We start from the raw sequence: 21893 nt of genomic DNA, 5'->3' as shown, positions 1-21893 counted from the left end.
CGCGCTCGGCGCCGGCGCCAGCGCGACCGCCGCCAGCGGCTCCGCCTTCGGCAATGGTGCAGTAGCCTCGGACCTCAATGCGACGGCGAGCGGCGCCGGAAGCAAGGCAACGGCTGCGGCCGCGACGGCCTACGGTCAGGGCAGCACAGCATCCGCAGCCAGTGCGACTGCGCTCGGCGCAGGCGCCAGCGCGAGCTTTTCGAACTCGACCGCGATCGGTGCCGGCGCAGCGGCGACGGCCGCCAATCAGGTCGCGATTGGGACCGCGAGCAATACCTATCGCATGGCCGGCGTCGCGTCGGCGGCCAGCCTTGCGGCGCAGAGCGGGCCGGTGTCGTTTGTCACCTCCGATGCGGCCGGCAATCTGGCGACATCGAGCTTCAATCCGGCGAATATCACCTCATTGCAGTCACAGTTCACCTCGCTGCAATCGCAGGTGATGGACAATCGCTTCGAGGCACGCAGCGGCACAGCGGTTGCTCTCGCCGCCGGCTCGATGCCGGCGCTGCAGCCGGGCCGCAAATTCGCGCTGTCCGCCGGTTACGGCAATTTCGAGGGCGCCAACGCATTTGCAATCGGCGCAACTGCGCTGCTCTATGACAGCAAGAATTATGCGATCATCGCCAATGCCGGCGGCGGCATCGGGCTCGAGCGCAGCGTGGCAGGCGGGCGCGGCGCAGTGTCGATCCAGTGGTAGGCCGCACCTTAGCCATGACGCTGCGTTGGGTGAGTGCCGGCCTTGGGCTCCTGATATTGGGCGCGGTAACGACGTTCGCGCAGCAGTCGTCGCCGCAGCCGCACCCGTCGCCGTCATCATCGGCTGCGCAGCAGCACGCGAAACCCGCCAACATCGACCGCAACGGCGTCATGATGCTGATCCGCTCGACGCTGCTCGCGCTCGATCACGCCAACAAGACCGGAAACTACACCGTGCTGCGCGATCTCGGCGCCCCCGGTTTCCAGGTGAACACAGCGGCCAGGCTCGCGGAGATCTTCGCCAAACAGCGAGGCGATAAGCTCGATCTCTCCGGCGTCGCCGTGATCGATCCGCAATTGTCGCTGCTGCCGCAGATCGAGCCGAACGGGTTGCTGCACATGGCCGGATTTTTCCCTTCGGTGCCCGCGCAGGTGAATTTCGAGCTGCTGTTCGCGCCGGTCGATGGCCAATGGCGCGTGTTCGGCGTGTCGCTGTCGGTCGGCCAGTCCGCACCGGTCGCGCCTGCCTCGCCTGAGGCGACACCGGGCAAGGCCGTGGTCTCGCAGAAGCAGCCAGCGCCGCCGAAGCCAAGTGTGCCGGCGAAATAGCCGAAGAAATCTTCGATGCGACGATTGGTGAGCAACGTTTGGTGCCGCTGGCTCAAGGATAGGCACGGCGGTCCCGCTCCGCGGTCCGATCGGCCATCGCATGCCGCGCCCTCATGCAACAGCCTCCCAACATTCGTGCACGCGGAGTTTTGCCGTCGTCATGGAACGTATGGTAGAAGGCCACCGAGGCGCCAATGCCCCATAAGTTGTTTGCGATGATGAAGAGTTGGTCGTGAGGTCTGAAGCTGCGCTGCTCTCAGAGCTGATCGGCCTCGTCTATGACGCCGCGCTCGATCCCGCGCTTTGGCCGCGCGCCCTCGAGCAGGCCTGCGTGTTCGTCGGCGGCTCCTCCGGGAATCTGTTCTGGCACGATGCATCGACCGAGCAGTCCGCGGTGCTGCATCTCTTCAATATCGAGCCGCACTACACCAAGCTCTATTACGAGAAGTATCTTCCGCTGAATCCAATCTTTCCAGCGGCCACCTTCTACGACGCCGGTCACGTCTACGGATCCACCGATCTCGTTCCGTTCGAGGAAATGGCGGAAACGGTGTTCTATGACGGGTGGATGAGGCCGCAGGGCATCATCGATTTTGTCGGCGCCAACGTCGAAAAGAGCGCGACCAGCTCGTCCATCATTGCCGTGCTGATGAACGAGGAGGACGGCCCCGTCGATGCGGACAATCGCCGGCGCCTTGCGCTGATCCTGCCGCATCTTCAACGCGCGGTCTCGATCGGACGGCTGTTCGACCAGAGCAGGGCCGCACAGGCGGTCCTGACACAGACGCTCGATCACGTCACGGCCGCCGTTTTCCTGGTCGGCCCGAGCGCCCGCCTGGTCTTCGCCAATGCACCCGCACGCGCCTTGCTTGACGAAGGTGCGCTGCTCGCAGAGAGGATGGGGGCATTGACGGCGGTCGCGCCGGAGGCGCAGCGCGCGCTGCGCGTGGCGCTTGCTGCAGCCGAGAACGGCAACGCCGCAGCCGGCAACCCCGGCCCGATTCCGCTGCTGACCTCGCTGCGGGGCGACTCCTTTGCCTACGTGTTGCCGCTGACCACGGGCGACCGGCAGCGGACCGGCGCGCTGCATTCGGCCGTCGCCGCCGTGTTCGTCCGCAAGACTTCGCCGGCAAATCCGCCGCCGCTGGAGGCGCTCGCAAAGCTCTACAAGCTCACGGCGAGTGAAGTCCGGATTGTCGATGCGGTCATGAAGGTCACTGGCGTACGGGCGCTGGCCGAGACGCTCGGGCTGACGCAGGCCACAGTCAAGACGCACCTTCATAACGTGTTTCGGAAGACGAGCACCGCAGGTCAGACCGAACTCGTGAAGCTAATTGCCGGCTTCGCGCCGTCCGAGCAGGAATGAATCTCGGCTTCGGAGCCGCAGTTCTCTCGGATCGTCCGTCCTCCAACGAAGTGGCGTTCGGTTCTGCTGCTCGTCGCGGTCGCGATCTCCGGTGTTCAACCGGGTAGCTGCTTCAACGGAGCATCTATGCTCGTGGACACTCGATCTATCCCGCGTGCCGAAGCGCATGAGCTCGCGGAAGATTTGCGGCGGCCAGCTGCGCGCGTCCGTGGGCTGCGGTGAAGTCAAGGACGGGACCAAGCGGAACGATCCCGGTTGGATTGATCGAGCGATGGCTTTCGTAATAGTGCCGCCGGATATGCTCGAAATTCACCGTCGCGGCGACGCCGGGCCACTGATAGATGTCGCGCGTATAGGCGAACAGATTTGGGTAATCGACCAGCCGCCGGATGTTGCACTTGAAGTGTCCGACATAGACCGCGTCGAAGCGGATCAGCGTCGTGAACAGGCGGATATCGGCCTCGGTCAGGCTGTCTCCCAGCAGGAAGCGCCGGCCGGCAAGCCGTTGCTCGAGCCAGTCCAGCGTGTCGAACAGCGGCGCGATGGCTTCCTCATAGGCTTCCTGCGTGGTGGCGAAGCCTGCTTTGTAAACGCCGTTGTTGACGGTGTGGTAGACGCGCGCGTTGATCGCGTCGATCTCTTCGCTGAGCGCAGCCGGATAGTAGTCGCCGGGCTTGGCGCCGATTCCGTCGAAGGCCGAATTCAGCATCCGGATGATCTCGGACGATTCGTTGCTGACGATGCTGCCGGTGTGCTTGTCCCACAGCACGGGAACGGTGACGCGGCCGCTGTAGTATGGATCGGCCGCGGTATAGATCTGATGCAGGAACTGGGCGTGGTAGACGGTGTCCGGGACCACGTCCGGGCCGTCGGCAAAGGTCCAGCCGTGCTCGAGCATCAGCCAGTGCACCGCCGATACCGAGATCTTGTCCTCGAGCCCCTTCAGCGCGCGCATGATCAGCGTGCGGTGGGCCCAGGGGCAGGCGAGGCTGACGTAGAGATGATAGCGGCCAGCCTGGGCCTTGTAGCCGCCGATTCCGGTCGGGCCGGCGCTGCCGTCGGCCGTGACCCAGTTGCGGAAGGAGCTGTCCTTGCGAATGAAGCGGCCGACGCTTGGCTTCGTCGCATACCAGGCGTCTTGCCATTTACCGTCGACCAGCAATCCCATGTCAGCCTCCTTGAACGATGCCGTGGTTGGTCGGCCGCCTCAGGTCCGCGTAATCGAGAGGCCGCCGTCGACCAGCAATGCGGTCCCGGTGACGAAGCTGGAATCTTCCGACGCCAAATAAAGCACCGAGCGCGCGACTTCCTCGGGGCGACCCACCCGCTTGAGCGCATGCAGGTTGGTGACGAAGGCCGCCTTGTCGGGGGTGTCGTTCATCTCGCGATACATCTCGGTCTCGATCGCGCCGGGCAGCACCGCGTTGACCCTGACGTTCTGCGGGCCGAACTCGGCGGCGAGTGTCTGGGTCAAGCCGATCAGGCCGGACTTGCTTGCGGCATAGGCGGCAACGCCGGGGAATGAGGAGCTGTAGCCGACGAAGGTCGAGGTGAAGATCACCGACCCGCCGCCATGCTTGGTCATCTCGGCGATCTGGTGCTTGGCACCCAGGAATGAGCCGGTGAGGTTGATCGCAACGGCATCGTTCCAGCCAGCCTCGGAGACGCCCGTCGAGGCACCGCCCTCACCGAGCGTGCCGGCGTTGTTGAAGGCAATGTCCAATCGGCCGAATGCCTTGACCGCCAGCGCGACGAGGGCCTTGGCGTAATCTTCCGACCGCACGTCGCCGGCGAGCGCGACGGCCGTCCCGCCGCTGGCCTTGATCTCGTCGACCAGGCTCGCCAGCTCGCTTTCCCGCCGTGCGCCAACCACCACCTTCGCGCCTTCGGCCGCGAACAGCTTGGCCGTGACCCGGCCGATGCCCGAGCTCGCGCCGGTCACGATTGCAACCTTGTTTGAAAGACGTCCCGTTCCTTGTGCCATGTCCGTTCTCCCGTTCCGCCGCGCCAATCGCGGCGTGATGGGACTTTAACTAGACGTTCACAGAACTGGAAAGAAGGCACAGAAACTGGTTATATGATTCAGTTTTCTTGAATGATCGAGACTGCCATGGACCGTCTGCGTGCCTTCGAGGTGTTTGCCACCGTGGTTGGTCAAGGCTCCTTCACCCGCGCGGCTGACAAGCTGGAGACCTCGCCGGCCAATGTGACCCGCTACATCAACGAACTGGAGGAGATGCTCGGGGCGCGCCTGCTCAACCGGACCTCGAGGCGCCTGTCGCTGACCGAAACCGGCAAGACGCTGTATGACCGCGCGCTCTCGATTCTAGAGGAGGTTGCAGAGGCGGAGGCGATCGCGTCCTCGACCGCGATGCAGCCGCGCGGGCGTCTGCGGATCAACGCACCGCTGAGCTTCGGCATTCTTCATCTCGCGCCGTTATGGCCACGTTTCATGGCGCGCTATCCGGACATCGAACTGGACATCAGCCTGGTCGATCGGCTCGTCGACCTCGTCGACGAGGGCTTCGATCTGGCTGTGCGCATCTCGCGCGAGGGATCACCGAGCTTGATCAGCCGCAAGCTCGCGGCGATTCATCACTTCGTCTGTGCGTCACCGGATTACGTCACGCGACATGGCGCGCCGCAGACCCCGGATGACATCAGGAACCACGCCTGCATTGCCTACGCCCACTCCGCCTCGGCCGAGGAGTGGCGGTTGCTCGACAGAGACGACAAGCTTCACACGGTGCCGGTATCCAACATCTTCCATACCAACAACGGCGAAACGGCTTGTGCGGCAGCGGCCGCCGGATTCGGATTGATTCTGCAGCCGACGTTCCTGATCGGCGAGCTGCTGCGGCAGGGCCGGTTGGTCCGTCTGCTGCCGGACTATCACACACCCGAGATCGACGTGCTGGCCGTCTACCCGAGCCGCCGCCATGTCAGCGCAAAGGTGCGGGTGATGGTGGACTTCCTGGTCGAGGCATTCCGGGGCAAGCCGCTGTGGGATTGACGGTCAAGCAGGCCGTCACGACAGGCGGCCCCCTGGCTGGCAGCCGCTTCCAACCGACCGCAGCCAGACGCAATGCACACGTTTGCCGCCCGGCTGCACCGTCACAATCGGCTGAAGGCGGGGGCGCCCCGTAAAAACCCTGCTTGCGCCCGCCGGAGCGTTGGGAAAAAGTAAGGTTTTTAGCCTATAGGCGGCAGAATGTTTTTTTCATTTTGTCCGGCCTTTGAACCGGCGGGTCGTTTCTCATGTCGAGTGAGATTTCAAACGCCGTCTTTTGTGCGGCGGTCCTTCTGGGGGTCGTCTACGGCAGCCGAATCCTGGAGAAGACGTGGCCCATTGCGCCTGTTTCCAGCGACGAGTTTCGTGCTGATTGGCTGGCGGTCATCGTGAGCGTCGGGTTGGAGCACCTGTTCGCCCCGCTTGCTGCGATCAGCGCGGGTGCGATTGCAAGCTATGCCGGACTTGGCTGGATCAAGCTGCCGACCGAAGGTTACTGGTGGTACGTCTCGTTCGCGATCGTCGTGGTGGCGCTCGATCTCTACAAGTACACATTCCACCGGCTGCAGCATGCGGTCCCCTTTCTTTGGGCGATGCACTCGTTCCACCACAGTGCGAACGGCATTACGTTCATCACCGGCGGGCGGCATTTCTGGTTGGAAAGGGTGCTGTCCGACGCCTTTCTTCCGATCATGGCGATCCTGTTTCGGATCCCGCCGGACATGGCGATCGCTGCGGCATTCGTCTTCTTCCTCCCCGATGCTTGCGCGCATCTCAACGTCCGCATCCCGCTCGGCCGTTTCGTGACCTGGATCAACAATCCGCAATGGCATCGGATCCATCATTCGGTCCAGATCGAGCACCGTGACAAGAACTTTGCCGCCTTCTTCCCGCTTCTGGACATTCTGTTTGGCACGGCGTGGGTGCCGAAGCCGGACGAGTATCCTGCAACTGGACTTGTGCCTCCCGAGCGGGTGGACATCATCAACAGCGTGATCTGGCCGATCCGGCATCTTCGGCATGGGGAGTCTAAGAATGAACTGGGTTAAGGGTCTCTTGCTGTTCGTCGCCTTGCTGCTGGGATACGCCGATCTCGAGTCGACGAATGTGATCTTGAATCTCGGGCTGGGCGAGTTGAACCCGTTCATGCACATGGCGCAGGCATGGTTCGGTGTATGGTGGCTGGTCCCCAAGCTGGGTCTCACGTTCGTCCTGACGTGGCTGCTTTGGCGCAGCAACAATGTCTACAATATCGCTCTTGTCGTCGCCTTCTGTTCCACGCCTGTCTTGAACAACCTCGTCATCATCGCCGGAAACTGAACCGGACACGCATTTCGTTGCCGGAACAGGCGACGCGCGCGTCTTGCTGCGGGCGCGCAAACTTTCGTTTGAGCGCGCAGAACCTGCCCGTCCTGTCCGGCTCCAAACTCTGGAGTGACGGAGGATCGCGCGGCGCGATCGGGAGAATGAATGATGTCGGACAGGTTTGCTCTCAGCTGCATCGTCGCTGGCGCCCTGATGCTCGGGGCCCTGGGGGCAACCGTGCACGCGCAGACGCCATCGAGCTGCAAGGAGCCGCGGTCGGGCACCAGCCGCGTCCCGATACTGTCGCCGCCGCTCGCCAATGTGGTGACGGGCAAGGGACGGCTGCAATTCTACTCCGCGCCGAATCTGCACTGCCCGATCAGTGGGGTGTTCGTGATTCCGAATGACGAGCTCGTCGCCTATGCGCAGACCAATGATGGCTGGTCGTCGGTGATGTACTTCCATCCAGGGACGGGCAACGACGTCTCGGGTTGGGTGAGGTCGGCGAGATTGAAGGCGACCGGGACCGTTGGTCCAAAGCAGTAGCGGCGAATCGGGCGCGCGATCGTGCTCCGGCACGGCATGGCGAGCCGGTCGTGATGGTGCGGCATCAATGGATCGCTGCGTACATGATCTTCTCCTCGGTGGCTTCGAGCGCGGAGAATTCCTCGACCACCTTGCCCTGACGCGAGACCAGGATGCGGTCGGAGAGGGCCATGATCTCCGGCAAATAGGATGAGATCACCACCACCGCCTTGCCCTCGTCGGCGAGCTGGTTGATCAGCTCGTGGATCTCGACGATGGCGCCGACGTCGACGCCCCGCGTCGGCTCGTCGAAGATGATTAGCTCGGGTTCCTGCACCAGGGATTTTGCAATCACCACCTTCTGCTGGTTGCCGCCTGAGAGCTCGACCACCTTGGCCTCGTCGCCGATGGCGCGGACTTTGAGCCGCTGGATCCAGCTCTTGCCGACCGTGTTGGTCTCGCGCCGCGACAGCATCATCCGTCCGCCGGGAAACTTCGAGAGCAGGCCGAGATAGATGTTGCGGGCGATCGAGGCGGTCTCGAAGAAGCCCTCGACCTTGCGATCCTCGGTGACATAGGCGATGCCGGCCTTCACCGCCGGCGCCGGAACCCGGTAGCGCACCGGCTTGTCATGCAGCAGGATCTCGCCGCCGTGGAAGAAGTCGCGCTTCAAGACGCCGGATACGATCTTGAAGGTTTCGGTGCGGCCGGCGCCGACCAGGCCGAACACGCCGGTGATCTGGCCGGCAAACACCGACAGCGAATTGTTCTTCACCATCGGCGCCATCTTGAGATTCTGCACCGTGAGCACGCGCGCGCCGGCCGGCCGGACGCTGGCCTTCCGCGCGCCATACAGCGTGTTCGAGAGGTCGCGGCCGACCATCGCCTGCACGATCGCCGCCCGGTCGAATTTCGCCGCGTCATCGGTGATGACGTGCTTGCCGTCGCGCAGCACGGTGATGCGGTCGGCGAGCAAGAGGGCCTCTTCCAGCGCATGCGAGATGAAGACGATCGAGACGCCGCGCTTCTTGAGATCGCGGACCAGGTCGAAGAAGTACTTCTTCTCCTCCGGTGTCAGCGATGCGGTCGGCTCGTCGAAGATGATGACCTTGGCCTTGTGCAGGACCGCGCGCGCGATCTCCACCATCTGCTTCTTGGCGGCGCCGAGCCCGCTCACGGTCGCGGTCGGCGTCACGTCGAAATTGAGCGATTGCAGGAATTGCTGGGCGGCGATGTAGATGCCGCGCAGGCGGTTGTAGAATTGCTCCTGTCCGAGAAACAGGTTCTGCGCGACCGTCATGGTCGGCACCAGGCTGTTCTCCTGGAACACCATGGCGATGCCGAGATTGCGCGCCTCGAGCGGCGTGCGTGGCGCGACCGCTGAACCATCGACGGTCATGTCGCCCGAGGTCAATGTCACGACGCCGGCCATCACCTTGGTCAGGGTCGATTTGCCGGCGCCGTTCTCGCCGACCAGCGCGTGAATCTCGCCGCGGCGGAGATCGAAGTCGACGCCCTCGATGGCGGGCACGCCGGCGTAAAGCTTGGTGGCCTTGCGCAGGGACAGCACGGTGTCGCTCATGAGCCGACCTCCTCGGCGAGCCCGGCAAGGGGCAGTTTCAGCACGCGGCCCGGACCCTTGGCGATCAGCACGAGGTCGCCGCCGAGCTCGAGCGCCGCGACGACGCCGTGGTTGACGCCGTCGACCCGGCTGTGCAGCGAATAGAGCGGCTTGCCGTCTTCGCCGAGCCGGATCACGAGGCCGTAGGAGCGCGGCGGCGCCCATGGCTTGATGACGCCCATCGTCTTGATGTGCGCGCCCTGCATCGGCTCCTTGAACGAGAAGCCCGAGCGCAGCCGCGGCGCCACCCAATAGGCCGGGTCGATCTCGGCCATCATGCGGCGCCGGTAGGCCGGCTCGCGCAGCACGAATTCGATTAGTTGGGTACGTGCGGTAAACGCGGTGAGCCAATAGCCGCCGCCCGCAGCCTTCGACAGCCGCGACGGATAGACCGGCAGGTGACCCTGCACGATCTGCGGCGCCTTGCCATCCGTGACGAGGACGAGACGATGCCGCCAGCTCTCGCTGACCAGCACGCCATCGCCGCGCGCGCAGGCACCGAAGGCATAGCCGAGTTTTGCGGCTAGCGGCTTCACCGATCGGGTCCTGGGATCGAGCCGGAACACACGGCCGCTTCGATTCAGCTCCATCAGGTCGCGCGCCCAATCGTCAACGCCGCAGGTCGTCGAGCCGTCGGTTGCGATCAGGGTGCCGTCGCCTGCCAAGGTCAGCGCGTTGATCGCATTGAAGGCGGTGTCGCGGAACGTCACGCCCGGTTCGCCCGCGGAAGGATCGGCGTAGAGGCGCACCTCGCGGCCGCCGAGCGCGACCGCGATGCCGCCGTCATTGAGCGCGCAGAGCGCCGAGATCGGCTGCTCGAAGCTGCGCAACTCGATAGCTGTGTTGCCGTCCAGCCGGAGCAGACGCCGGCCGTCGGCGACGTAAAGGTTGCGGCCGTCGGTTGCGAGGTCCTCGGGCGCCTCGCATTCCAGCAGCGTGGTCGCGGCCTCCAGCTTCTGGTTCGGCTTGAGCGCGCCGTCGAACGACGGCACGGTGATGGTGGCCTCGCCACGGCCGAGAAAGCGGTTGGCGAATTCCCTGACGGCCGCGATCACGACGCTTTCCCCCAGCGCTTGTCGTACTGCACGAAGTTCGGGTCTGCGTTCTCCAGCTTGTAACGGCCGATCCGGTTGTTCATGATGCCGCCGAGATAAAGATAGCCGCGATGCTCGCGCATCGAGGTGATCATCGGATGATTCTCGCCATGTAGGTCCCAGAACGATTCGAGGATCTTGCCCTGCTCGTTGAACTTGACGACGCAGCCGGTGTTGATGTTCGGGAACAGCCATTCGTCGACCGGGACGCGCTTGGCCATGCGGCGGCGGAAGCCCGGCATCTTCCAGGCGAGGTCGAGCGAGGGGCTGCGCATGCCGACCAGCGCCAGCCAGTAATTGCCGTCGGAGGCGAGATTGATGTTGTCGGGGTAGCCCGGCAGATTGTCCATCACCACCTCGACCTGGCCCTTCTTCGGTCCGGCGAACCACAGCCGCTTGATCGAGCAGCCGAAGGTTTCGGCGAACAGGATCGATTGGCCGTCGCTGGCGACGCAGATGCCGTTGGGGAATTTGAGGCCGCGCAGCGCGGTATGCGTGGCGCCGGTCTTGGTGTCATAGCAGATGATGCGGCCGTTGCCGCGCGCCTCGAGGCCGTCGATCGGCCATTCATCCATCTCGTAGCGCACGGTCGCTTCCGAGAAGAAGATCAGGCCGTCGTCGGTGATGTCGAGGTCGTCGGCCAGCCGCAGCCGGCTGTCGTCATTCACCGAATGCATGCTGCGGTTGGTCTCGTCGGTCGCCTTCTCCACGGTGCCGTCGGGCTTGATCCGGTAGAGCCCCATGCCGCCGATGCAGACATAGAGATTGTCCTGCCGGTCGAAGGCCATGCCGAGCGGCTGGCCGCCGATATGGGCGAACACCTCCATCCGCTGATAGTCGGGTGCGAAGAAGCGCATGATGTCGCCATGGCGCGAGCCGGCGTAGAGATTGTTGTTGCGATCGAGGATCACGTCCTCCGGCGCCTCGATGCGGCCGAGGCCGATCAGTTCGACGTCGCGCAGCTTGTCGTTCTGCTCGAACGGGCCGCCCTGGCCGATCTCGGTGGCCGGCGGCGGCGGCAGCGCGTGATAGGTCGGCGCGACATAGACCTTGCTGATGATGCGGGTGCGGTTCTTCTGCCAGCGGATGTCGACCATCGCCGCGACCAGCAGGATGCCCGCGAGCGCCATGCGGTTGATGCCGCCGCGCGCGTTCAGCGTGGTCAGTCCGTTGGTGATCAGAAGCACGATCAGTACGCCGACCAGCGATTTGGCGACCGAGCCCTTGCCGCCGCCGAGCGTGATGCCGCCGAGCACGGTTGCGGTCAGCACGATCACCTCGAGGCCGACGCCGATGTCGCCGCCGACGGTGCCGAGGCGCGCGGCAAAGAACAGCGCGGCAATGCTGGTGAGCGCACCACTTGCGACATAGCACAGCGCGATGGTGCGGCGAACCGGAATGCCGGAATTGTAGGCCGAGCGGCGCGAGCCGCCGATCGCGGTGATGTGCCAGCCCGGGCGCAGCCGCGTCATGAAGATATGCCCGAAGATCGCGATCGCGATATAGACCAGCGCGACGCTCGGAATGCCGAACACGTCGCCGCCGCCGATGAAATTCCACGACGGGATGTCGGGAAACGCCGCGGCGATCGAGTTGGAGTAGCGCTGGATCAGAAGATCGAACGCCGAACGGTAGATGATCAGGGTGATCAGCGTGGTGATGAAGGCGCGTAGCCGCAGATATCCGATCAGGACGCCGTTGACGGCGCCGAGCAGCGCGCCGCAGGCGAGGGTGGCGACCACCACCGCGGGCACCGGCCAGTTCAGCACGTCGAGCAGATAGAGCGCGCAGAAATCGGTCAGCGCGAAGATCGAGCCGACCGACAGATCGATGCCGCCGACGATGACGACCAACGCCATGCCGAGCCCGATGAAGCCGATCTCGCCGGCCTGCCGGGCGGTGTCGGCAAGGCTCGACGGCGACAGGAAATGATCGATGGAGCGGCTGAGCGCGAAGCCGACGATCAAAAGCAGGATCACCGGAATTGCGGTCTCGGTCCAACGCTTGGACAGGATCTCGCCGAGGAGATGATCCGGCCAGTAACGGTAACGCAGGCTCGTCAAGGTGTCGCGCATCGGCATTCCAGCAAGGCGTTCGATTTTTCGGAGATCGACGTCCCGGGCGAGATCACCCGGGACGTCAAGCGGGAATGGCTGCGGCTATTTCTTCAGGTCACTGAGATTCCAGCACGCGGTCTGGCTGTCCGCGTTCTCCTTGGTGATCGGAATCAGCGTGGTGTATTCCGAACCCTTGATCGAGCCGGCCTTGGCGCCCGACGACAGCAGCCATTTGATGGTGCCGGCCATCTGCGCGGCCTGGGTCGGCACGTCGTAGCTCAGGTTGAGATCGAAGGCGCCGGACTTGACGAGCTCGCAGGCGCCCTTGCGCTCGCCACCACCGGAGGTCGCGACGAACACCTTGCCGGTGAGACCGGCTTCCTTCACCGCGGCCGCGGTGCCGATGTCCATGCCGTCCCAGAAGCCGACGATGCCGCAGAGATCGGGATTCTGCTTCAGCACCGTCTGGGTGATCGCCTTGGCCTTTGCCGCGTCCCAATCGGCCGCCTGGCTCGAGACCACCTTGATCTCGGGATGCTTGGCGAGCACGTTCTCGACGCCCTTGAGCGTGTAGGCGCTGGCGGCCGCCGAGAGCGCGCCTTGCACGACGGCGATCTTGTTCGACTTGCCCTGGCAGGCCTTGACCACGGCTTCAGTGTCCTTCTCGCCGATCTCGATCCAGTTGGCGCCGACGAAAGCCGAAGAGCGATAGGCCGATCCCATGTTGATCTGGATCACGTAGATGCCTTCATTCTCGGCGCGTTGCAGCAGCTTGGCGTAGGTTTGCACGTCCGGATTATGGATCACCATCACGGCCGGCTTCTCCGAGATCAGCGAGGTCACCGCCTGCGCGCCGGCATTGGTGTTCCAGTTGGGATCGCGGATCTCGAACTTGACGCCGAACGGCTCGAGCTCCTTCTTCATGCCGGCGTACCAGCCTTCGGTGAGGTCGAAATTCATGGCGACCGGAACGTAGGCCACCGTCTTGCCGGCGAGCGACTCCTTGAACGGCTTCTGGAACGGCTCGTCCAGGCCCTGCTGGGCCAGAGCCGGTGCGGCGATGGCCGCGAGGCCGAGCGCTGCGGCGATCACCTTTGCAGTCCTGACAGCGTATTTCATTGCTTCCTCCTTGGTCGTGATTGATCGTTCTTTGACTTGGTTCAGATGTCGCCCTGCTGTGCCGTTTCTTCGTTGCGCGGATTCAGGAATGAATCGGTGATGACGGCGAGCAGCAGGACGACGCCCTTGACGAGGTTCTGGCCGGCGTAGGAGATGTCCATGATGGTCATGCCGTTGAGCATGGTGCCGATCAGCAGCGTGCCGATGATGACGTTGAGCACGCCGCCGCGGCCGCCCGACAGGCCGATGCCGCCGAGCACCACGACGAGGATAACGTCGTAGATCAGGGTCGAATTGAAGACGCGGGTCGGCATCGAGTTGACGGACGCCGCCATCACCAGGCCCGCAAAGCAGCCGATCAGCGCCGCGACGACATATTGCAGCACGATGATCGGACGTGACGGGATGCCGGTGACGCGGGCCGCGTAGGGATTGTCGCCGATTGCGTAGATATAGGCGCCCCACCGCGTCTGGCGCAGCAGGAAGGCGACCACCACGCAGGCGATCGCGAACATCACGATCGAGGTCGGGATGCCGAGGATGGTGCCTTGTCCGAGCCGCTCGAAGCCCTTCATGCCGTCGCTCCACTGCACGACGTCGAGCTGAAACAGCGCGGCCTGTCCGAGGCCGGCGAGCAGCAGGCCGGTTGCCAGTGTCGCAAACAGCGAAGGCACCTCGGCATAGGCAATCAGCCAGCCATTGACCAGACCGAATGCGATCGTGAGCAGCACGGCGGTCAGCAGCGAGGCCGGCAGCGAGTGCCCGTTCTGCACCATCTGCAGCACCAGCCCCGGAGGCACCGCGAGGGCTGCGATCAGCGAGATATCGATGCCGCGGCCGATCACGACGATCGCCATGGCGAGCCCGAGGATGCCGAGCACCGCGACGTTCTGCAGCAGCGTCAGCATGTTTTCGGGCGTCAGGAAGCCGCGCAGGAAAATCGAGAACGCCAGGAACAGCACGGCAAAGACGGCGAAGACGATCTCCTGTTGATTGAATCGCAATCGCTTCATTGCCTCGTCCTTCCCTAAGGGCTATGGGTGCGCCGTCTGCCTGGATTTGCTGCGCGAGCCGGTCGCGACGCGGCCGGGCCGCGTCTTGCCGGCGACCGCGGCGTCGGCGAACGTGCTGACGGCGTTGATGTAGGTTTCGATCGAGGTGCCGCGCCGGCGGTATTTGGCGCGTTTGACATACCAGTCCTGCAGCAGCGGCTTGATTAGCGAGGCCGTCAGCGTCACCTGGTCGATCGCGAACGCGCCGCTGGCGACGCCCTGCTTGAGCACGCCGGCGATGATCTTCTCGGTCATCACCTCCATCTCGATGGCGCGCTGGCGTTCCGCGGGCGGAAACGACTTCGCTTCCATGAAGCAGAACACGAACCAGGGCTGCATCGCCTCGCTCATGCGAACATGGGTGGCGATGATCCAGTGCAGATGCTTGCGCGCATCCTGCTTGACGTCGGCGGGCGGTTGGTTGAGGACCTCCGCCACCGTCTCGGCGACCTCGCCGAGGATCATCGACAGCAGCGTCGGCTTGCTGTCGAAATAGGTGTAGAGGCCGCCCATGCTGAGGCCGGAGGCCTCCGCGAGCTGGCGCAGCGTGGTGGCGTGAAAACCGTGCTTGTTGGACAGCGTCAGCGTGGCGCCGATGATGCGCGTGAGGTTCGGAACGGCGAGATGCGGTTTCTGGACTCGAACGGAATCGCGATGCCGTTCGAGGATGCGTGCACAAAGCACGTCCATAGCGAACGCATTCGTCCCCGGCCGCTGACGCGCGAGACCCACGTTGCCTCCCTGGCTATGTCCCCGGACCGTTTCATTTTGTTGCCGGTCCAGGCCGGGCTTTGCGCCCTTGCCTAATTCCTAGCCCACGAACCGGCGTTCGGAAAAGGGGGATGAGCAAATTTTCTGAGAGAGCGCTCGCTCGTTTTTCTGGTCACGCCGTGCCGCTGGCCCGGAGCTCGGCGCCGCTGCTGCGATGCTCGGGAACTTTTCGCGCTGAAAGATCAGCACAAATTCCCGGCAGCCTGCCGGCCGGATTGCCGGTTAGACGGCCGTCACATTCCCGATATAAAGAACGCAGGTTCGCTGGCTGGAAGGCTAAGCCGCACAGACATCCTGGCCGAATTTCACCCGCGGTCACTTTGGGCCGAAGCAAGGTTATGACGGCAGTTGGATCATATGGTGCACGCGCGGGCGCTGCGATCGGCGCCAACGCTCCGGGGGCCTCCGCAACACCGCGGTATCTGTTCGGGATTTGTGCCGCGCTGCTGATCGGCAGCATCTGCGCGGTTGCCGCGCAGCAGCACGAGACGGTTGCCGCATCGGCGCCGATCGCGTTCAACATCCCCGCCCAGCAGCTTGCCGGCGCGCTGCAGGCCTATGGCGAGCGAACCGGCGTGCAGGTGCTCTATGAGAGCAATTCTGCAACCGGCCGGAAGTCGACGTCGGTCGAAGGCAGCCTCACGCCGGAGGATGCACTGAACTTGCTGCTAACGGGAACCGACCTGAAGGTTCAGTACATTCGCCCGGATGCGATCACCCTCGCGTCGCGCAGCGTGCGCGCCGACCATCCGCCGGCGAGCCCGCTTGCGACCGCGGATCTGTCGCTCGGCACGCTGCAGGTGCGGGCGAGCAGCGACGGCAACGACGCCGGCGCGCTGCGCGACTACAGCGAGAGCCTGCAGTTCGACATTCAAAAGGCGTTGCAGAAGAATATCGGATCGCGCGGCGGCAGCTATCAGCTCGTTGTCGATCTGTGGATCGATCCCTCGCGCACGATCCGGCGAACCCAGCTGTTGCGCTCGACCGGCGATCAGAACCGCGATGCAGCCGTGACCGCGGCGCTGCAAGGACTGACCGTCAGCCGGACGACGCCCGCGAACGCCTCACAGCCGGTGCGGATCGCGATCCGGGTGAAATCGTTCCAATGAGCGCCAACGACACCAGCGGACCCGGCGGCGCGCGCGGCATGAGGCCGATGACGCTGCTGTTCCATCCCGAGGATCCGAGCGCGTGGACCTCGGGCGAGATTCTGCGCCTGCTGCTGGTGCCGGCCATTGCGACGCTGCTGTTCGTCGGGGGAATCTACTGGATCCGCTTGCAACCGCCGGCCGGACCGGCAAGCCGGGAGCAGAGCTCGATCGTCCAGGTTCGGCTGCTGCCGAGCCCATCGCCCGCGCCGATCCCGGTTGCGCCGGTGTCGCAGCCGCAAACCGCGACGATTGCGAGCCGGACCGAGGTGTCGCTGGAAAGCTCCGATCCGCCGATCGACAATCTGACTGCGGCCCCGGCGCGGGAGCCGATGCCGGCGGAGCCGGCCGTGCCGAGCCTGCGTCCGACGCCGTCGCCTGCCGATGCGCCGCCCAACAGCGTCGCGGTGAAGTTTCAGCAGACGCTGCTTCGTCATGTCGCGCGCTACCAGCGCTATCCGAATGCGGCGCGGCTCGGGCGACTGCACGGGGCGGTCGAGACGCTGTTCTCCATGCAGCGGGACGGCACGCTGCTTGAAGTCTGGGTCAAGACCAGTTCGGGACAGGCCGTGCTCGACAAGGCGGCCGTCGACGCGATCCGGCGGGCGCAGCCGCTGCCGTCGATCCCGTCGGCGCTGCCCGATCGGCTCAATATCCAGATCACCCTCGTCTTCGACCCGGCCTGATCCGATCGCGCGGCACCGTTGTGACCGCGGTGCACCAGCTTGCGTGTCGTTCGGTGTCGACTTGTTGCCGTCATAAATGTGTTGTGCCCGGCCGTTACGAGATTGGCAGCTTCAAGAACAATGCAATCTGGATATCGGGCTGGTGTCTGGGAGGCCGCGAAACGTGGCTGAAATCAATCGAGTGCGGCTGCGGGGCCAGCTGGCAGACAATTACGACGGCCTCGTCAAGAAATTGACCCGTCGTCTGGGATCGGCGGACTTCGCGTACGAAGCCCTGCACGAGACGTTCCTGCGGCTGGAGCGGGTCACCGACGCCGTGCCGATCCGCAGCCCTGCCGACTATATATTCCGCATCGCGATCAACATCGCCCGGGATCGCCAGAAGGCGCAGAATCTCCGCGTCAGCGCGGCCGAAATCGATTCATTGCTTGATGTGAGTGACGACGGACCAAGCCCGGCGAGAATCGTCGAGGCGCGATCCGAAATTGATGCCTTCAAGCGGGCGCTGGCCGAATTGCCGGAGCGGCCGCGCGATGTACTTTATAGTATTACGATCGAGGGACGGACGTCGCACGATGTGGCGACCCGCCTCGGCGTCAGCGTGCGAACGGTGGAAAGCGATTTGAAGCTGGCCCTGAGCCATTGCGCCGATTGCCTCGACTATACTTTGATCCGTCGTCTCGGCGGTCCTCGTCCCCGTTCGTGATCGAATTCGCCGCTGCCGCGACGCGCGCAGTCAACGCGCAGCACGCCGTCGAAATTTATTGCGCGGAACTATTTCCAACGACTGCAATCGCTTGACCTGAAATCGGGGGTCACAAGCTGCAGGATTTTCAACCTTTGTTCTGCGGGATAGCAGGCTTTCCGTCGTCTATAGAGTAGAGAGCGATCGCGTAAGGCCGTTGGGTGCCTGGGAAAGGTTCGCTGGAAGTGTTGAGCCGCTTGAAAACAGGTTCAGACCCTATCGGTCCGGCAGGCAGTCGCCGCGCTGCCATGTCGTGCGCGATGCCGCGCGAGTTGCGATTGCCGGATGTTTCTGCCTGCGTTGTGCGCAACGGCCGATTGCGGTGCCCTGCTGCCGTCGGAATCGTCTATATAGCGACCTTCGCTATGTGCTCGACGCGTGGAGGTTGAGGTTTGGCGAGCAGGGTGATGAGCGATCCGTCGTGACCGAGCCGACCCGCACTTCCGGGCCCGATCCGTTGCTGGATGAGGCGCTTGACTGGGTTGTTCGGCTGAAAGCCGGTGCGCCGACACGCGCCGACGTCGACGCGTTGCAACGCTGGCGCGCGCAAAGTCCCGACCACGAGGAAGCGTTCAGGAGGGCGGCCCGGCTGTTTCGCACCGCCGGCGTCGCTGCAAAGGAGCTTGCCGAAGAACAGGCCGCAACCGCTTCCGTCGTGGCGTTGCCGCCCCGGTCGTCGCGCCTGTTGACGCGCCGCATCGTGCTCGGTGGCGCGATTGCGGCTGCGGCCGGCTATATGATGATCCGTCCGCCACTCGACATGTGGCCGTCGATCGACGAGCTCTCGGCCGACTACCGGACCGGGAAGGGCGAACAGCGCAAGGTGATGCTGGCGCCCGACATTTCGGTTGAATTGAACACCCAGACCAGCCTGGCGCTACGGCCCGCGCCGAACGAGACGCGGGTCGAACTGATTTCGGGCGAGGCTTCGGTGGTTGCGCGAAGGTCGTCCTCGACGCCGCTGGTGATGCTGGCGCGGGACGGACGCATCAGTGCACTGCAGGCCGATTTCAACGCGCGCTGCCTCGATGGCATCGTTTCGGTGACGTGCCTCGACGGCATCGTCACCGTCGAGCAGGATGGCCACTCCGTGCAACTGCGCAAGGCCGAACAGGTCAGCTACTCGCGCGCGGGCTTGCAGGCATCGCTTCCGGTCGACGCCAAGCAGGTCGCGGCCTGGCAGACCGGATTGTTGATCTTTCGCGACCGGCCGCTGGCGAGCGTCGTCGACGAGGTGAACCGGTACCGCGCCGGAAAGATCATCATCACCAATGCGGAACTGAAGCGCCGGCTCGTCAACGGCACATTCCAGGTCGACAAGCTCGACAATTTCGTCGCCCAGGTCGAGCAGCTGTTCGGCGCGCGGATCACATCGCTGCCCGGCGGTGTGGTGCTGATGAGCTGACCCGGAGCGTTTTCGAGCGAAGCCTGTCCCGCACTTGATGCGGGATGGGTACCGGTTCGCGTGAAGAAAACGCGACAAGAAAGATCCAGCGCGCCGTTCGCTTCAATCGGAACGGGGCTCCCATCGAACGAATCGACGCCGCGCCGCTCGATTTCCTAACAAACCAAAAATTTATTCCGCGATGCCGCAGATTCTTTTGCGGGTTTGCGTTTGCCCAGACGTCTTCTGAGTAAGGCGTCGTCATCGCGGCCTTCCCGTCGCGATGGCGCGCGTCTGCGCGAACTAAGTGGGACGTCTGTGCGTAGTCGAAGACATCATTGGGTTTCTGGACATCGTCCGCGATGTCGGGTCGGGTTGCTTGTGTCGGCTGCGGCACTCACCGTGGCTGGCTCCGTAACAGCTGTCGCTCCGGCGCATGCGGCGAAGGATTCTGCTGCGAAGGATTCTGCGGCTGGCGCGCCGGCAGCGGGCAAGCAGCCGGCTCAGGCGAACGCGCCGGCGCAAAAGCCGTCGGCGCCGCCGCAGCGCTTCGACATCGACGACTTTGCCGTACAAGGCGCCGAGAAGCTGCCGCAGGTCGAGATCGAGGAGGCGATCTACCCGTTCCTCGGTCCGGGCAAGACTTCGGAAGACGTCGAGAAGGCGCGGGCCGCGCTGGAGAAGGCGTATCACGACAAGGGTTTCCAGACCGTCAGCGTCGCGGTCCCGCAGCAGAACGTCACGGGCGGCGTGGTCACCCTCAAGGTGACCGAACTGAAGGTCGGGCGGCTGCGGGTGAAGAACTCGCGCTACTTCGATCTCGACCGGATCAAGGACAGTGCGCCTTCGCTGAAGGAAGGCAGCGTTCCGAATTTCACCGATGTCACCAAGGACATCGTATCGCTCAACCAGTGGCCGGATCGCCGCGTCACCCCGGCGCTGCGTGCCGGCGTAGCGCCGGGCACCGTCGACGTCGACCTCAATGTCGAGGACAAGGCGCCGTTCCACGCCAGCCTCGAAGCCAACAACCGGCAATCGCCGTCCACCACGGCGAGCCGCGTCTCCGCCACCGTACACTACGACAATCTGTGGCAGCTCGGTCATTCCCTGAGCTTCACCTATCAGGTCGCGCCGGAACGTCCGAGCGATGCCGAGGTGTTCTCCGGCTCCTACATGGCGCGGATCCCGAACGCCGACTGGCTCAATCTGCTGTTCTACAGTGTCAAGTCGAACAGCAATGTCGCGACGATCGGCGGCACCAACGTGGTCGGCCCCGGCATGATCATCGGCGAGCGCGCGGTGATCACCCTGCCGACCCGCGAAGGCCTGTTCCATACGCTGTCGGTCGGCATGGACTACAAGCATTTCGACCAGACCGTGAAGCTCGGCACCGACGGCTTCTCGTCTCCGGTCACTTATTATCCTGTCGTCGCGAGCTATGGGGCGACGTTCCAAGACGAGAAGTTCACGACCCAGTTCAATGCCGGCATCACCTACAACATCCGGACGCTGAGCAGCCCGTGGGACGAGTTCGACGCGAAGCGCTTCAAGGCTTCGCCGAGCTTCACCCATTTCAACATGGACGTCTCGCATACCCAGGAGCTGCCGGAAGGTTTCCAGCTCTACGGCAAGGTGCAGGGGCAGATCGCCGACGGTCCGCTGGTCTCGAGCGAGCAGTTCAGCCTCGGCGGTCTCGATACCGTTCGCGGCTACCTCGAGTCCGAGGTGCTCGGCGACAACGGCGCGGTCGCCAATTTCGAGCTGCGCACGCCCAATGTCGGCAGCATGCTGCAAGGCGAGCTCAAGAGCGAAACCGGCGACGGCAAGCCGCGCTTCGTCACGTTCAACGATTGGCGCTTCTTCACGTTCATGGACGGCGGGTACGCGTCGATCCAGCAGCCGCTTCCGGGGCAGGAGTCGTCATTCGTCGCATGGAGCTACGGCGTCGGCACGCGATTCAAGACGCTCGAATATTTCAACGGCATGGTCGCGTTCTCGGTGCCGGGCGTTACTCAAGCATACACGCACGCCAATAGTCCGCGCGTGAACTTCCGAATCTGGGGTGAATTCTGATGGGGATGGGTCTTACTCTCGAGCGACGCACGCGCCGGCCGGCACTGCGCCGAGGCATTGCGAACGTCGCGACGGCATTGTTGTTCGGGCTCGTCGCCCTGCTGACGACGCTCGCACCGGCAAATGCCTGGTGGAACGACGAATGGTCGCTGCGCAAGAAGATCACGGTCGACGTCAGCGCATCGGGCGCCAACGTCACCGATCCGATCGGGGCGACGCCGGTGCTGGTGCGGCTGCATGTCGGGAATTTCCGCTTCAGCGCGGCGAAAGACGACGGCAGCGATCTGCGGTTCGTCGCCGGTGACGACAAGACGCCGCTGAAGCATCACATCGAGAAGTTCGACTCCCTGCTTGGCGAAGGCCTGGTCTGGGTTGCGGTGCCGAACATTGCGCCGGGCGCGCGGACCGATATCTGGCTCTATTACGGCAACAAGAAAGCGCTTGCGACCAGCGACCCCAAGGGAACCTACGATCCGGACACCCTGACGGTCTATCACTTCAACGAGCGTGGCACGCCGGCGATCGATTCCTCGGTTTGGGCCAACAACGCGCAAAGCGTCGGCCAGCCGGCGGACGGCTCGCTGATCGGAACCGGGCTGCGGCTCGACGGCCGCGCGCCGGTGACCGTTCCG

At 64.1% G+C, this 21893-nt stretch carries 21 protein-coding genes; 13 read left to right on the top strand and 8 right to left on the bottom strand.

Annotation, left to right across the window (positions count from 1 at the left end):
• The 3 genes from AC628_RS43875 to AC628_RS10655 form a co-directional block, all read left to right on the top strand.
• On the top strand, positions 1–697 hold a 697-nt coding region (locus tag AC628_RS43875), incomplete at its 5' end, for a YadA-like family protein (RefSeq protein WP_210190185.1).
• 14 nt (positions 698–711) lie between these two features.
• Entirely contained in the window at positions 712–1305 is a 594-nt protein-coding gene (locus AC628_RS10660) for a hypothetical protein (RefSeq protein ID WP_074126803.1), read from the top strand.
• A 232-nt stretch (positions 1306–1537) separates the two neighbouring features.
• A complete protein-coding gene (locus tag AC628_RS10655) occupies positions 1538–2671 on the top strand; it encodes a helix-turn-helix transcriptional regulator (RefSeq protein WP_074126808.1) in 1134 nt (377 codons plus the stop codon).
• Between the two features lie 145 nt (positions 2672–2816).
• Here AC628_RS10655 and AC628_RS10650 read toward each other — a convergent pair whose 3' ends face one another.
• Together AC628_RS10650 and AC628_RS10645 are read right to left on the bottom strand one after the other, a co-directional pair.
• Entirely contained in the window at positions 2817–3839 is a 1023-nt protein-coding gene (locus AC628_RS10650) for a glutathione S-transferase family protein (RefSeq protein WP_074126802.1), read from the bottom strand.
• 39 nt (positions 3840–3878) lie between these two features.
• Positions 3879–4655: an SDR family oxidoreductase gene (locus tag AC628_RS10645; protein WP_074126801.1), complete on the bottom strand. Its 777-nt coding sequence runs from the start codon at positions 4653–4655 to the stop codon at positions 3879–3881.
• A gap of 111 nt (positions 4656–4766) precedes the next feature.
• Between AC628_RS10645 and AC628_RS10640 the strand changes: the two genes are divergently transcribed.
• The 4 genes from AC628_RS10640 (at position 4767) to AC628_RS10625 (ending at position 7532) form a co-directional block, all read left to right on the top strand.
• Complete coding sequence (locus tag AC628_RS10640; protein ID WP_210190184.1) at positions 4767–5684, top strand: LysR family transcriptional regulator; 918 nt, start codon at positions 4767–4769, stop codon at positions 5682–5684.
• A gap of 245 nt (positions 5685–5929) precedes the next feature.
• A complete protein-coding gene (locus tag AC628_RS10635) occupies positions 5930–6730 on the top strand; it encodes a sterol desaturase family protein (RefSeq protein ID WP_074126800.1) in 801 nt (266 codons plus the stop codon).
• Positions 6717–7001 carry a DUF5658 family protein gene (locus AC628_RS10630; protein WP_245321127.1) on the top strand — a complete coding sequence of 95 codons (285 nt, stop codon included), beginning with the start codon at positions 6717–6719 and terminating at the stop codon, positions 6999–7001. Before AC628_RS10635 ends, AC628_RS10630 begins: the two co-directional genes overlap by 14 nt.
• Positions 7002–7154: 153 nt before the next feature.
• Positions 7155–7532: a hypothetical protein gene (locus tag AC628_RS10625; protein WP_074126806.1), complete on the top strand. Its 378-nt coding sequence runs from the start codon at positions 7155–7157 to the stop codon at positions 7530–7532.
• Between the two features lie 64 nt (positions 7533–7596).
• Here the strand turns inward: AC628_RS10625 and AC628_RS10620 are convergent, their stop codons facing one another.
• From AC628_RS10620 to AC628_RS10595, 6 genes are all read right to left on the bottom strand, one after another.
• The gene (locus tag AC628_RS10620) at positions 7597–9093 is read right to left on the bottom strand and encodes a sugar ABC transporter ATP-binding protein (RefSeq protein WP_074126798.1); all 1497 of its coding nucleotides are present in this window, start codon (positions 9091–9093) and stop codon (positions 7597–7599) included.
• Positions 9090–10187 (bottom strand): SMP-30/gluconolactonase/LRE family protein, encoded by a 1098-nt coding sequence (locus tag AC628_RS10615; protein WP_074126797.1) that lies wholly within the window; start codon positions 10185–10187, stop codon positions 9090–9092. The genes AC628_RS10620 and AC628_RS10615 overlap by 4 nt, the downstream gene beginning before the upstream one ends.
• A complete protein-coding gene (locus AC628_RS10610) occupies positions 10184–12307 on the bottom strand; it encodes an ABC transporter permease (protein ID WP_074126796.1) in 2124 nt (707 codons plus the stop codon). Before AC628_RS10610 ends, AC628_RS10615 begins: the two co-directional genes overlap by 4 nt.
• A 78-nt stretch (positions 12308–12385) precedes the next feature.
• Positions 12386–13402, bottom strand: a complete 1017-nt coding sequence (locus AC628_RS10605) for a sugar ABC transporter substrate-binding protein (protein WP_074126795.1) — start codon at positions 13400–13402, stop codon at positions 12386–12388.
• Between the two features lie 41 nt (positions 13403–13443).
• Positions 13444–14415 carry an ABC transporter permease gene (locus AC628_RS10600; RefSeq protein WP_074126794.1) on the bottom strand — a complete coding sequence of 324 codons (972 nt, stop codon included), beginning with the start codon at positions 14413–14415 and terminating at the stop codon, positions 13444–13446.
• Positions 14416–14436: 21 nt separating this feature from the next.
• Positions 14437–15144, bottom strand: a complete 708-nt coding sequence (locus AC628_RS10595; RefSeq protein ID WP_050419958.1) for a TetR/AcrR family transcriptional regulator — start codon at positions 15142–15144, stop codon at positions 14437–14439.
• A 419-nt stretch (positions 15145–15563) separates the two neighbouring features.
• Between AC628_RS10595 and AC628_RS10590 the strand changes: the two genes are divergently transcribed.
• The 6 genes from AC628_RS10590 to AC628_RS10565 all read left to right on the top strand — a co-directional run.
• Entirely contained in the window at positions 15564–16334 is a 771-nt protein-coding gene (locus AC628_RS10590) for an STN domain-containing protein (RefSeq protein ID WP_083632766.1), read from the top strand.
• On the top strand, positions 16331–17059 hold the full coding sequence (locus AC628_RS10585; RefSeq protein WP_074126793.1) for an energy transducer TonB family protein: 729 nt from the start codon (positions 16331–16333) through the stop codon (positions 17057–17059). Before AC628_RS10590 ends, AC628_RS10585 begins: the two co-directional genes overlap by 4 nt.
• Before the next feature lie 163 nt (positions 17060–17222).
• Positions 17223–17765, top strand: coding sequence for an RNA polymerase sigma factor (locus tag AC628_RS10580; protein WP_074126792.1), 543 nt, complete (start codon positions 17223–17225; stop codon positions 17763–17765).
• A gap of 460 nt (positions 17766–18225) precedes the next feature.
• Positions 18226–19209: a FecR family protein gene (locus AC628_RS10575; protein ID WP_083632764.1), complete on the top strand. Its 984-nt coding sequence runs from the start codon at positions 18226–18228 to the stop codon at positions 19207–19209.
• A gap of 381 nt (positions 19210–19590) precedes the next feature.
• Positions 19591–21261, top strand: a complete 1671-nt coding sequence (locus AC628_RS10570; RefSeq protein WP_245321126.1) for a ShlB/FhaC/HecB family hemolysin secretion/activation protein — start codon at positions 19591–19593, stop codon at positions 21259–21261.
• 5 nt (positions 21262–21266) lie between these two features.
• On the top strand, positions 21267–21893 hold a 627-nt coding region (locus AC628_RS10565), incomplete at its 3' end, for a DUF2341 domain-containing protein (RefSeq protein ID WP_143201535.1).

It is taken from the genome of Bradyrhizobium sp. NAS96.2 (assembly GCF_001908235.1).
GTDB lineage: Bacteria > Pseudomonadota > Alphaproteobacteria > Rhizobiales > Xanthobacteraceae > Bradyrhizobium.
This window is presented reverse-complemented; position numbering and strand designations above follow the sequence as displayed.